10 protein-coding genes and 1 riboswitch are annotated in these 13,034 nt (G+C 53.1%); of the genes, 3 read left to right on the top strand and 7 right to left on the bottom strand.

Annotated elements, in window-relative coordinates; genetic code table 11:
* Positions 1 to 16: 16 nt before the first annotated feature.
* From AC5FX6_RS06920 to AC5FX6_RS06900, 5 genes are all read right to left on the bottom strand, one after another.
* Complete coding sequence (locus AC5FX6_RS06920; RefSeq protein WP_493596293.1) at positions 17 to 772, bottom strand: alpha/beta hydrolase; 756 nt, start codon at positions 770 to 772, stop codon at positions 17 to 19.
* Positions 773 to 854: 82 nt separating this feature from the next.
* On the bottom strand, positions 855 to 3,620 hold the full coding sequence (locus tag AC5FX6_RS06915; protein ID WP_493596292.1) for a cation-transporting P-type ATPase: 2,766 nt from the start codon (positions 3,618 to 3,620) through the stop codon (positions 855 to 857).
* Positions 3,621 to 3,742: 122 nt separating this feature from the next.
* Entirely contained in the window at positions 3,743 to 4,513 is a 771-nt protein-coding gene (locus AC5FX6_RS06910) for an SDR family NAD(P)-dependent oxidoreductase (RefSeq protein WP_493596291.1), read from the bottom strand.
* 189 nt (positions 4,514 to 4,702) lie between these two features.
* Complete coding sequence (locus AC5FX6_RS06905; protein WP_493596290.1) at positions 4,703 to 5,725, bottom strand: LLM class flavin-dependent oxidoreductase; 1,023 nt, start codon at positions 5,723 to 5,725, stop codon at positions 4,703 to 4,705.
* Positions 5,726 to 5,727: 2 nt separating this feature from the next.
* Positions 5,728 to 6,711, bottom strand: a complete 984-nt coding sequence (locus AC5FX6_RS06900) for an ATP-grasp domain-containing protein (RefSeq protein ID WP_493596289.1) — start codon at positions 6,709 to 6,711, stop codon at positions 5,728 to 5,730.
* Positions 6,712 to 7,060: 349 nt separating this feature from the next.
* Positions 7,061 to 7,164: riboswitch (SAM riboswitch) on the bottom strand.
* Between the two features lie 184 nt (positions 7,165 to 7,348).
* Between AC5FX6_RS06900 and yjjX the strand changes: the two genes are divergently transcribed.
* Positions 7,349 to 7,909: an inosine/xanthosine triphosphatase gene (yjjX, locus tag AC5FX6_RS06895; protein ID WP_493596288.1), complete on the top strand. Its 561-nt coding sequence runs from the start codon at positions 7,349 to 7,351 to the stop codon at positions 7,907 to 7,909.
* A 6-nt stretch (positions 7,910 to 7,915) separates the two neighbouring features.
* On the opposite strand, the gene AC5FX6_RS06890 is transcribed toward yjjX, so the two are convergent.
* Both AC5FX6_RS06890 and AC5FX6_RS06885 read right to left on the bottom strand, forming a co-directional pair.
* Positions 7,916 to 8,842, bottom strand: coding sequence for a gamma-glutamyl-gamma-aminobutyrate hydrolase family protein (locus AC5FX6_RS06890; protein WP_493596287.1), 927 nt, complete (start codon positions 8,840 to 8,842; stop codon positions 7,916 to 7,918).
* On the bottom strand, positions 8,830 to 9,834 hold the full coding sequence (locus tag AC5FX6_RS06885; RefSeq protein WP_493596286.1) for an amidoligase family protein: 1,005 nt from the start codon (positions 9,832 to 9,834) through the stop codon (positions 8,830 to 8,832). The genes AC5FX6_RS06890 and AC5FX6_RS06885 overlap by 13 nt, the downstream gene beginning before the upstream one ends.
* Positions 9,835 to 10,109: 275 nt before the next feature.
* Here AC5FX6_RS06885 and ggt point away from each other — a divergent pair, with 275 nt between their 5' ends.
* Together ggt and AC5FX6_RS06875 are read left to right on the top strand one after the other, a co-directional pair.
* Positions 10,110 to 11,702: a gamma-glutamyltransferase gene (ggt, locus tag AC5FX6_RS06880; RefSeq protein WP_493596648.1), complete on the top strand. Its 1,593-nt coding sequence runs from the start codon at positions 10,110 to 10,112 to the stop codon at positions 11,700 to 11,702.
* A 254-nt stretch (positions 11,703 to 11,956) separates the two neighbouring features.
* Positions 11,957 to 13,033 carry an efflux RND transporter periplasmic adaptor subunit gene (locus tag AC5FX6_RS06875; protein ID WP_493596285.1) on the top strand — a complete coding sequence of 359 codons (1,077 nt, stop codon included), beginning with the start codon at positions 11,957 to 11,959 and terminating at the stop codon, positions 13,031 to 13,033.
* Position 13,034: the final 1 nt, after the last annotated feature.

Below are 13,034 nucleotides of genomic sequence, written 5' to 3'. Positions count from 1 at the left end.
ATGCCAGGCCTCCTGTTTATTTATTCACCAATTGAGTCAGCACCCGGGCCAATTCACGTCGGTAGGCAGGGTTTTCATTCATACCATTATGCCCCTGACCTTTGAGTAGGATCACCCGGTCGGTAGGTTTCAGGTGTGCTTTCAGCTTCTCTGATGATCCCGGGTAAATGATCTCATCCAGCATACCGTGGAAGAGGGCAATGGGAGCCTGGGTCTGCTGTACAAACCGGAACGTCTCGAACTTGTACTTGAGCAGAAATGTTGGCACAAAGGGATATAGGCTCTGCATCAGATCACCTAAACTGTAATAGGGAGCCTGTAGGATCAGAAGCTTGGGTTTGTTTTCTGCGGCCAGTTTAGCAGCCGCCGCCGTCCCGATCGAGTAGCCGATCACAACGGTTTTCTCTTCGCTATACCTGTTTTTCAACTCATCGTAAGCCAACTGCACGTCCGCATAAAACTGCGCCTCACTCGTGATGTTTCCTTCGCTTTTGCCATACCCCCGATAGTCCAGCACAAACACATCATACTGCAGGGGTATGTAAGCTTCATATATCCAACCCCAGGAATCCACGGAGCCGGCGTTTCCGTGCAGGTAAAACACGAGACCTTTCGGGTTCGGTACTTTAAACAGCACACCATGGAGCCGGGTGCCATCACCTGCATGTATGACAATCTCCTCAAACTCCTGTCTGAAACCAAAGCGGTAGTCAGCAGGAAGCTTTTCCGGAAAAAAGATCAGACGCTCTTGTTGAAACGATAAAAAGCCCATAAATAACAGGTATATACAAACCAGTACGATCCCAATGCTAACTACGGTCTTCAAAAGCTTTGACTTTAAGTAGAGCGGCGGCCTAATTTTTGGCCGCCGTTTTTTCCTTTCGTCTGTTGATACTGAAGCGGATGGTTTTCTCAATAGTCACAATGACCAGCAACACAACACCAGCACCAAAAATGCGCAATACCTGCATTAAATCCAGCGGTGCAGAGCCGAACAGCGTGTTCATGATCGGGAGGTAAATGAACAGGGCCTGAAAGAAGAACATCGCGGCAATGCCATAATACACCCACAGGTTGCTAAAGAAACCGATCTCACGCATAGGACGCACCAGGGAGCGGCAACTTAGCAGGTAGAAAGATTCCAGCACCACAAACACCGTGGTTGCCACCGTACGCGCCTCTGCTACATCAGTACCCAGTATGCGGCGCTCATACAGGTATAGGCCAAAGGCCGCGATCAGGAGGATCGTACCCACCAGCAGGGTCCGCATAACAAGGTCTTTCGTGAGGATAGGCTCGTTGGACGGGCGCGGCGGACGATCCATGATGCCCGGCTCCTTCGGCTCGAAGGCCAGCGTAAGGCCAAGCAGCACGGCAGTAGTCATGTTAATCCAAAGCAATTGCACTGGCTGCACCGGCAGTTGAGTGCCTAAGATCACAGCGGCCAGAATCACCATGCCCTCACCCAGGTTGGTAGGTAGCGTCCAGACGATGAACTTGGTCAGGTTATCAAACACGCTGCGGCCTTCCTCAACGGCTCCCTCAATAGATGAAAAGTTGTCGTCGGTGAGTACCATGTCGGAGGCGTCTTTGGCTACGTCGGTTCCGGTGATTCCCATGGCAATACCAATGTTGGCCTGCTTCAGAGCGGGACCGTCGTTTACACCATCACCTGTCATGGCTACCACGTGGTCGCGTGCCTGCAGGGCTTTCACCAAACGCAGTTTTTGATCCGGGGCCACACGGGCAAACACAGCCGTGTTTTCGGCGATATCCTCCAGTTCCTTATCCTCGATCTGCTGTAGTTCCTTTCCGGTGATGGCCTTGAGCTTACCATGCTCCCGAGCACCTTCCAATCCGATCTGGCTGGCGATGGCAGCCGCTGTGGCAGCATGGTCACCCGTGATCATCTTCACATCTATACCTGCCTGCTGGCATAGTTTCACTGCCTCCACGGCCTCCTTGCGCGGCGGGTCGATCATGCCCTGCAAACCAATAAACACCAAGCCGGAGCGAGTCTTGTCGTGGTCTATGCTATCCAGTCCATCTGCTTCTGCCATCCCGAAGGCCAGCACACGCAGTCCTTCACCGGCCATCTGCTCGACTTGATTGTTGATGCTTTCCTCATCCAGTCGCCCCGCTTCGCCATCAGGCAATAGCATGCTTTCGCTTCTTTCCAGCACAGCTTCCACGGAACCTTTCAGGTAGATGACACGGCGTTCGCCTTCATGCAGCGTCGCCATATACTGATGCTCCGACTCGAAAGGGATCGCATCTTTGCGGGGCATGTCCTGCTCCAGTTTGCTGCGTTCAAATCCGGCTTTTTGGGCAGAAACCACCAGGGCTCCCTCCGTCGGATCACCCTCAATGGTCCATTGGCCTTCCTTCTCTTTCACGGAGCTGTCGTTGCATAGCAAGCCCGCGATCAGGAGTTGCTCCAGTGCCTTATTGGTGCTCAGGTCAGCCTGTTGCTCATTTTCCTGTATCCGGCCTTCCGGTCGATAGCCCAGGCCACTCACGGCGTATACCTTGTCACCGGCCACGATCTGCTGCACGGTCATTTGGTTTTCGGTGAGCGTACCGGTTTTATCTGAGCAGATCACGTTGGTGCTGCCCAAAGTTTCCACGGCTACCAGTTTTCGGATGATGGCCCTGCGTTTGGCCATTTTGGAAACGCCGAGCGCCAGCATGATGGTCACTGCCACCGGCAAGCCTTCCGGTATAGCTCCTACAGCTAATGCCACCGCCACCATAAAGGTATCGCCCCAGTCAGCCCCGCGCATGGTTTCTACAACAAACACTGCCGCTGCCAGCCCCAGAATAACCCAGAGCAGCAGGTGACTGAACTCCTTGATCTTTTTGGTAAGCGGGGTTTCAAGGGTCTGCGCACTCGAGATCGACTCCTGTATCTTGCCCACCTCGGTTTTATCGCCTATAGCCACGACCACACCGGTGGCCTGCCCGTAGGTGACGACGGTGGAGGCAAAGCCCATCGAAAAGCGGTCACCCAGCACGTCGTCCGCAGCCACAGCCGCAGCGTTTTTCTCCACAGCCACAGACTCGCCGGTCAGCGCTGATTCGTCTACCTTGATGTCGCGCACCTGCGTCAACCTGACATCGGCCGGAAACTTGTCGCCCGACTGCACCTGCACGATATCGCCGGGTACCAGCTCCTGCGCATTGATGTGTTGCTTTTTGCCATTGCGGATCACCTGCGCCTTCGCCGTCATGCTGCGTGACAGTGCATCGATCGCAGCCAGGGCCTTTGACTCCTGTATGTACCCAATGATCGCGTTTATAAACACCACCCCAAAGATCACGGCTGAGTCGATGTACTCATCCAGCAGAAAGGTAACTACCGTAGCGGCAAGCAGGATATAAATCAGGGGTTGGTGAAACTGCAACATGAACCGTACAAAAGCGCTCTGCTGCTTTTTGGGCGTCATCACATTGCGACCGTACTGTTCCTGCCGCTTTTGCACCTCTTCATCAGTCAGTCCCTTCTTGGGTGATACCTCCAGCAAATCAAGCGCTTCCTGTGCCTCCAGGCTATGCCAGTCAGGATGCTGGCCAGGTTTCAGGGGACTTGTGCTTACTCTTTTCTCTTCTGTTACACTCATATCAGTTTGATGTTGTCGTTTATACCTGCGGATGCAAGGCGCTCGCAGATAACATTAATTCCAATACAAGGTGAGTATCTGAATTACGGAAGAAGGTGGTATTCTGTAGGTAATACGGGTGTTTACTGCGTCAGGTAGGCGCCGTCTACAGCGTAGTACGATCCTGTGACGAACGAAGCTTTATCAGAACTCAGCCAGATAACCAGCTCGGCAACTTCCTCGGGCTCGCCCAAACGGCCGATCGGGTGCTTGGTAGTCAGGTATTGCAGCACGTCTTCGGTCATGCCGGCATCGGTCAGCAAGGGAGTTTTGATAAAGGCCGGACCAATGGCGTTGACCCGTATACCTTGTGCAGCATACTCGATGCCTCCGTTTTTGGTCAACCCCACGACGCCGTGCTTGGCCGCCACATAAGCAGCTGAATTAGCAAAGCCCACTTGACCAAGGATAGATGAGTTGTTCACGATGGCCCCGCCGCCGTTTTGCAGCATCTGCCGGATCTGAAAGTGCATGCAATAGAACACACTGCTCAGGTTCACGCTGATCACTTTGTTCCACCCTTCGATGCTCATTTCGGCAATCGGGTTGGCTTCACCGCCTATACCTGCGTTGTTGAAGGCGATATCCAGCCGGCCGAATTTCTCCACGGCTTGCTGCACCATGCGCTCGCAGTCTTCGGGTTTTGATACGTCGCCCAGCACAAAAACAGCCTGCCCGCCAAGTTGTTCTATTTCCTGCACTACCTGCCTGCCCGGTTCCTCGTGTATGTCAGATACAACCACCTGGGCGCCTTCGCGGGCATATTGCAGTGCAGTTGACTTTCCTATACCAGATGAGCCTCCGGTTACGAGCGCTACTTTGCCTGAAAACTGTTTTTGTGAATCTGCTGTCATTTTTTCAAAATTTAGAGTGAGCACCTTATTCTTATAACGCAAATCTCGGAAGGGCATCTCAATAAAATAATGACGAGGGTCACTGTTTAAAATGCTATATACTATAAAATCCCTGCCACTCAGAAAGCGACAGGGATCCAAAGGTTAGGTAAGTTTAGGTTGCTGTTAGTATTAGGTAGGGTGCTATGCTTAAGCGACCACTTGCTGTATAATAGCTTCAGAGAAACGCTCCATCTCCTCGAGTTGCGGACTGCACTGCAACAGGAAGAAATCCACGCCTACGGCCTCAAACTCCGCGATGCGGTCCTGTACCTGCGCCGGCGTACCCAGCAAACCCGAACGCAAACCACGGTTTGAAACCGAGTAGTCCTGCAGGGATAGCTGGCGCTCGAGTTGTGTGCCCGACACCCACTGTTCCATGTTCTTGAAGCCGGCTGCTGACTCCTTCACATGGGTAATGCGGTCAAGTTCCCGTTTCACTTCCTGCTCCGAGTCACGCACGATACTGTAAGCGGCCACACCGAACTTCATAGGAGGGAGGCCCCTGGCTTCGCGGCGGCGTTTCATCTCGTCGATGCGCTTTCCGATCAGTTCCGGTGAGTCGCCGTGCATCACATAGCCGTCGCACTGCTGACTGATAAGCGTTTTGGCCGCTTCCGACTCACCGCCGGCATAGAGAAAGGGCTTTTTGGTTGGTTTTGGCTGTAGCACATTGTCTTCTACCTGGTAGTAGTTGCCCTGGTAAGAGAAGTGGTCCTGCTCCCACACGCCAGTCACGACATCGAGCCACTCTTTGGTGCGGGCGTAGCGGTCATCGTGCTGCTCAAACTGGAGTCCGTACTTGGTCGCCTCGTCTTTCCACCACGACGATACTACGTTCAGCGACAGGCGGTCGCCGCTGATCTGGGCGATGTTGGCCGCCTGCTTGGCCAGTATGGCCGGGTTATGGAAAGTGGGGCGCACGGCCACCATGATCTCCAATTGCTCGGTCACAGCTGCTAAAGCCGCCGCGGTAGACCAGGCTTCCAGGGAGGGGGCTTCTTCACCTTTGATGTCGTTCAGGTATAGCTCTGCAATGAGGGAGAGGCTGTAACCCCAGTCCTCGCTGCGTTGCGCCAGTTTTTTGACATAGTCCCAGTTCGGGGCCATGTTCTCGTTGTCGACGTTGCGTAACCAGCCGCCGAATACCGGTAACCAATATCCGAATTCCATGCTTATACCTCCTCTCTTTTCAGTTGCGCCTTTTTCTCCAGGAAGTCCACCAGACGGGCATGCGGGTTGAAGCCGATCACGTTAACGGCATCTGCCACGAAGTTTGACAGCGCATTCACGTCATAGTAGTAGATCTGTCCATCGCGGTCGTCGATGGTATACTCGATGCCACCTACATCTATACCTGCCTCCTGCATGATCCGCTCGATAGCATCGATCACTTCCTGCTCCGGGGTGAAGGCTTCTACACGCATACCGTTCTTCGGTGCGTCGATGGCGCAGGCATTGCGTACCAGCTCTTTGCCGGAAGTGGTCTGGCAGATATCGGCAGGGCAGAGGTTGAAGCTCTCACCTGTGGTGTATACCTTGATGGCATAGAGGTACTTGCCGCCCAGGGTCTCTACGCGGTTTATATGGCCACCGCGGGCAGGTATAAACTCCTGCACCAGCGCCGTGTGGTCGATGCCCAGCTCCACCTGGCCGGTGGTAACAGCAAGCGCCAGTTCTTCCGGTGAATCATAGCGCACGATGCCGGCACCACTGCCTCCGATATTGGCTTTTACCACGATTGGGTAGCGCAGTCCTTCCGCTGCTTTTACCGCCTGCGAAGCATGGTTGATCACACGCGATTTCGGGTAGGGCAGGCCCAGTTTTTCGAGTAGCGTGAGCTGCAGCGCTTTGGATGTTTCGTAGAGGAAAGCTTTGTGACCGTTGATCACTGTTACACCTTTTGCCTCGAGGTGAGCAAGCAGGTTCAAGGTATAGAAGATGCCCTGTTGGTTATTGCGCAGGTAAGCTGATGGGCTCATGCGGTTGAATACCAGGCTGTAGTTTTGCTCCGGCGAGGCCAGATCATAGGTATGCGCGGCTGCATCCTGGCGCTCGTAAGGTATGCCGCGTGCCTCAAGTTCGTTGAACAAGGGACGGAACCATTCCTGGTGTTCGTGAAAAATAGCTATTGTTTTATCTGATGAATAGGCTGACATAAGTATATATATTAAGTGTGAATTGTTGACAAAATGGTACCAGGCACCCCGCTCAGGCAAGGTGAGGAAAATGATGAGACACAGGGAGTAAGACCCTAAAAATGCAGGAAAGGGTATGACAAAGCAGGGCCCGAGATGCAGCGAGTGCATAGGGCAGCGCTATCCCTGTGAGCTGCGCAGGGAGACGATAAAGTCTAACTTAAAATAGTGGAGACCTTCGCAGCTGTGTTAGCAACAACAGCAACAACAGGTATAAGAAGCGAATGAAAATGATGAACCGAATGAAGCTGGGATGCTTCGGTTGATAAGTGAACCAGTAAGGGTGTTCGCTGAATTGTTCATGTTTAAAAATTTATATCCCCTAAATGCTTTAGGCAGGAATTAGCACCTGGTGTGGTTCACTGGTTGCTAGAAGTTCACAGAGCCTGTTCTCTCCCTTCTTCTTTATAAATCAAATACGGTGTAGGTATATTGACTTTACGGATACAAAGTTGGGGGCAGATTTTAAGAATTCCAAATTATAAGTAAAAAAAGTGTAGGTACATTGGTTTTGAAGCGGGCTGAGCCAGATCGAGTCTATGGGCTTTTACTTCTGCAGTCGCTTCCCTTTCTTTGCATTGACTAAGTCCTATACCTGATGAGCAAACCCCAACATACTGTAGTGGTCGCGTCACGCAACCCGGTAAAAGTAGCTGCTGCCCTTGGTGGCTTCCGCAACATGTTTCCTGCGCTGCACTTCGAGGCCATACCTGTGTCAGTGCCCTCTGGCGTAGCTGACCAGCCCATGACAGACGAGGAAACCATGACTGGCGCCCTGAACAGGGTAAACAAGGCGCACGCGGCACATCCGGATGCTGATTACTGGATAGGTATAGAAGGCGGTGTGGAGTCGCATGATGACGAACTGGCTGCTTTTGCCTGGGTGGTGGTGCGCTCGGCTAAAGGTATAGGCAAGGCGCGATCAGCTTCTTTTTACCTGCCCGGCATTGTAGCCGATCTGGTAGAGAAGGGGATGGAACTTGGGGAAGCGGATGACCTGGTGTTCAGGAAATCCAATTCAAAGCAGGCATCCGGTGCTATCGGGCTGCTCACCGACAATGCGGTAGACAGAACACAGCTCTACGAGCAGGCTGTGATACTGGCGTTGGTACGGTTCAAAAACGAGGCGCTATACCTGCAGAAAACTCTGGAGGGGTAGTTAGTTTTACTGTTGTGTTTCGTCAGTTTGCTGTTTTAACTGTTTTTCGGCCTCCAGCGCAGGTTGTGACAGAGATGTCTGCAGGTCATTTTCCTCGATTTGCTGATTGACGAGCCTTGCCTGCTGCACCAGTCCTTTGAATAGCCGACGGTGTGAGCGACTCTGCGGCAAGTACTCCGGATGCCATTGTACACCGATCATGAACTCCTGCTCCTGATGCTCTATACCTTGTACAACCTTGTTGGGCTCACGGGCGACAATATTCACGGATTCTCCTGCTTCTTTTACCGCCTGATTGTGCAGTGCATTCACTCTGAGCCGCTGGGTTCCTAACACATCAGCCAATTTGCTGCCTGCTTTTATATGCACTTTTTTCACCGGAAACACACTGGCCGGATTGGGCTCTTCAAGGTAAAACGTGTTGATGTCCTGGTAAAGGGTACCCCGGAAATACACGTTCATCAGTTGAGCCCCCCGGCAGATCCCCATCACGGGCAGGTTCTTTTGTACAGCCTGGTCCAGCAGCTGCAGCTCGAGGTGGTCGCGGGCACGGTCCAGCCCGAAGCTCAGTTTGCGACTAAGCAATTTGCGGAGCAGGAACACGGCCGGGTAGTAAACCCAACTCACAAAGCGACCTACCCGCTGGAAAATGTTCTTTCGGGGATGTTGCAGGGTGCGGCGTAAGTACTCATCCATCACATGTTCCTGCTCATAAATGGAGGGGTCCACATCAGCGCCTCCTCCTATGATCAATCCCTGCAAACCGTCCGCGGTGCGGGGCCTGGAGGGCGTAATGCGTACCGGTCTGCCGCCGGCCAGCAATACCGAAAGTGCCGTGAAAAACCAGGCGGCTCCACCACCTTTGTCAGGCCCTGTGATGCCGATGGTCGGTCTGCCTCGGTGTATTTTATTTTCAGATCTTAGGATAGCCATTCCTTTATTCTATTTGTCCATTTGGTTTCAAAACCCAGTAAGGTGTGGGTCTTCAGGTAGCGGTACTCTTTGCTCATATGAGCAAGGGTAGACCTGTCCGTTGCCAGCTCCTCAATCCGCACCCAATTGTTCCATTCCTGCGCCAGGGTCCAGTCAGGTTGTGAGACCGAGCTGTTGGGGAGCCTGTAATGGAAGGCTTTGCGTGCCTTTACTTTACCAAGTCTGGTATACTGCGCCAGCATATCACTTCGGAGGTAGACCAGTAAGGGATAGAGGTCCAGCGGGCGGTTCCGGTCCGGGTTATAGGTATGGTAATCGATAATAAACCCATCCAGATCGGGTGCATAGTCCGGGTTAAGCACCAAGTCCACATAGTCAGCCGGGTAAGGGGCGATAAAGGGACTGATCTGCCGGGCGAAGTCGGTTCGTCCTTCTTCCAGTAGCCAGGGGTACAGCAGCAGGAAAGCCCGCAGGTAAGCAAGCAGTGTGTCAATGTCCAATTCGGGAACCTCCACATTGATGTGGGTGCCAAAGGCATTCGTAGGGAAGGCATTTGTTCCCTCAGCATGGTGCTGGAAAAGGGCATCCCGCAGCCTTTCCAGCTTGTCAAGCTGTGTGCAGGGGATCGGGGGACAGGCGATCTCGTTGGGGAACACTTTACCTATCAAATTGCCGAGCGTTTCCTCTACTTCATCTTCCAGGGTGCCATTTCCAATTTTGATGTCTTCGATATGCAGGTTGAAGGTTTCAAACACCTTTTTATAGCGTTTCTCTGTGAGCAGCGTCAGGTCAAACTCAATCGTGAAATCACCAAGCTCCGTACCGGTTACCAGCTGCTTGAAGCGGTTTTCTTTTTGCACGGTTCCCCCATACAGCTCCTGTACCAGCCGTGCAGAGTCCTCAACGCTCAGGTTAGTATATTCCAGCTCAAAACCCACTTTACGCAGCTTGCCTTGTTCATTGTGTAATATGGGCGGATGTTTGAATACCATAGTTTAAATTCAGGATATGTAAATAAAACGGCAATACAGGGATACGGTTCGGATGCGCCTGCCGTAGCCAGAGATAATCGATCCTCATAGCCGATAGCCCTTCCTGCATTTAAAACCTGAAGGACTGCAATCGGGTAAAGAGTAGGATTCATTTCTAGGACTAAAGAAAAGCAGGCTTGACATTCATCAGAATTACCCTGTTGCTCGTGATCATTGGTATTTCGGGCTGCACGGGATGGGATACAAACGAAACCGGACTAGTTACTGAAAATGCCATGGTGGTGACAGCGCATCCGCTGGCTTCTGACGTGGGGGCTGACATCCTGCGGCGCGGCGGCAATGCCGTGGATGCGGCAGTGGCGGTGCAATTTGCCCTGGCAGTGGTATACCCTGATGCGGGGAACATTGGAGGCGGTGGATTCCTGGTACTTCGACAGCAGGATGGGGCCGTGGATGCGCTGGACTATCGGGAGAAAGCACCGGGCAAAGCCCATCGCGACATGTACCTGGATGCGCAGGGAAATGTCATAACAGAGTTGAGCTTCAAGGGGCACCTGGCTCCTGGAGTACCCGGCACAGTGGACGGTATGGTCAAGCTGCACGAAAAGTATGGCAGCATGCCCTGGGCCGAATTGGTGCAGCCCGCAGTAGAGTTAGCCGCCACAGGCTTTCCCCTAACCCGGAAGGAGGCAAAGAAGCTAAACGATGAACGAAGCGATTTTATAAAATACAACACCCTGCGACCGGAGTTCATCCTCCAGAACCGCTGGCGGGAAGGGGATAGCCTCCGGTTGACAGACTTAGCCTATACCTTAGAGCGGATCCGGGATCAGGGCAGAGCAGGTTTTTATGAAGGGGAGACGGCTGAGCTGATCGAGGCGGAGATGCAGCGTGGTGGGGGCATTATTTCCAAAGCCGATCTGGCAGCCTACAGCGCTGTCTGGCGTAAACCCCTGGCAGGGCAAGTCGGTGACTATCATGTGATTTCCATGCCGCCTCCTTCCAGCGGAGGTATAGCCTTGCTTCAACTGCTACACATCGCACAAGATTATCCCCTGAAAGACTGGGGCTGGAATTCTGCACAGACAGCACACCTGATGGTGGAGGCCGAGCGAAGAATATACGCTGACCGGGCCCGGCACCTGGGTGATCCGGACTTTTACGAAGTGCCGGTGGCAGGCCTTCTGGACACGGCTTATATCCGTAGCCGAATGCAGGATGTGTCGCTGGACAGGGCGACAGACAGCGATGCTGTTTTGGCCGGTGTGCCCGCTCCCCCCGAAAGCCCCAATACCACGCACTATTCCATTGTTGATTCGCAGGGAAACGCCATTTCAGTTACCACAACACTAAACAGTAGTTTCGGCTCCAAAGTGTTTGTGGCTGGAGCGGGATTTCTGCTTAATAACGAGATGGATGATTTCAGTGTCAAGCCGGGTTTCCCGAACAGCTATGGACTAGTAGGCGGGGAGGCCAATGCCATAGCACCGGGCAAACGCATGCTCAGTTCTATGACGCCTGCCATACTGGAAAAAGACGGCAAACTCCACCTGATCATCGGGAGCATGGGCGGCTCCACTATCATCACTACTGTTTACCAGATCATCCTGAACGTAACCGTACATGGCATGCCGATGCAGGGAGCAGTCAATGCCGGCCGCTTTCATCACCAGTGGAAACCCGACTGGATACTGTGTGAATGGGGCGCGCTGGGATTTGGTACAGGGTTGAAGATGTGGTGGCGAGGGCACCGGATAGCTCCCAAATCAGGAGGAATTGGCAGAGCCGCAGGTATACTGGTGCGCCCGGATGGTCGTCTGGAAGGAGGAGCAGATCCGAGAGGAGATGATGCAGCGGCCGGTTTCTAGTTCACTTTCTGCTAATAAGGGCAATGCAGTTGGTGAAGTCTATGTGGTGAAAATAGTTTACAGATTCTCTTGAGTTTTTTTACATAAAACTGTCGCCTCAGGATACATGGAAGTGCTGAATGCATTACATTTGGAGCGTACCACAAGGCCGGTAATATCGGCTGCAGGTGAGTTAACCGGGGCTGGGCAATGGCCCACTGTATACGTGTAAGACCACCTGAATCTATGTTTGTGACGTTAGAAGAATCATGCCGATGAAACGATATTTTCAACTGGCTTTTCTGCTGGTCTTCCTCGCCTCCTGCGGTGGTGAAAAGGAAACCACCCAACCTACTGTAGAGGATATTTCGGAAGCCGTGTATGCCTCCGGCGTAGTGAAGAGCCGCAACCAATACCAGGTATACCCGGTGGTGAGTGGCATCATAGAAGAGATATTCGTAACAGAAGGGGACACCATCCGGCAGGGAGAGACATTGGTTCGGATCAACAACGACGCCGCCCGACTGAACACCGAAAACGCTCGGCTGGCTGCCGAATACGCCCGCGTAGGTGCCAATGCCGAGAAGCTGGCTGAATTGCAGGAAGCCATCGATCTGGCACGCAGCCGCATGCAAAACGACTCTCTGTTGCTGGTGCGGCAGCGCAACCTGTGGGCCAACCAGATCGGCACCAAAGTAGAACTGGAGCAACGCGAACTGGCCTATAAAAACTCACAGACAGCATACCGTTCAGCCCGCCTTCGCTACAGCGACCTTAGAAAGCAACTGGCCTTTGCCGCCCGCCAATCGCAGAAGAACCTGCAGATAAGCGAAACCGTGAGCGACGACTATGCCGTGAAAAGCGAAACCAATGGCAAGGTATACAGCGTGCTGCGCGAAAAAGGAGAACTGGTGAGTCCGCAGGTACCCATTGCCGTGGTAGGAGATGCAAACGAGTTTATACTGGAACTGCAGGTAGACGAGTACGACATAGCCCGCATCAAGCCGGGCCAACAGGTGCTGCTCAACCTCGACAGTTACCGGGGGCAGGTGTTTGAGGGGCGCATCACCAAGGTCAACCCGGCCATGAACGAGCGTACCCGCTCCTTTACGGTAGAGGCTGAATTTGTGACCATGCCCGATGCCCTATACCCTAACCTGACCACAGAAGCCAACATCATCATCCAGGCTAAAAAGAATGCCCTCACCATCCCCCGCGAATATCTGGTGGATGGCGGCTATGTGCTCAAGAGCAAAGACGAACGAGTGCCCGTGAAGACCGGCCTGAAGGACTACCAGAAGGTAGAGATAGTAGAAGGTTTGTCAAGTGAAGATGTGATCGTGAAGCCCTAGC

This window comes from Pontibacter sp. LHS2, assembly GCF_058932845.1.
The sequence above is the reverse complement of the archived record's forward strand: the minus strand, read 5'-3'. Positions and strand labels throughout refer to the sequence as shown.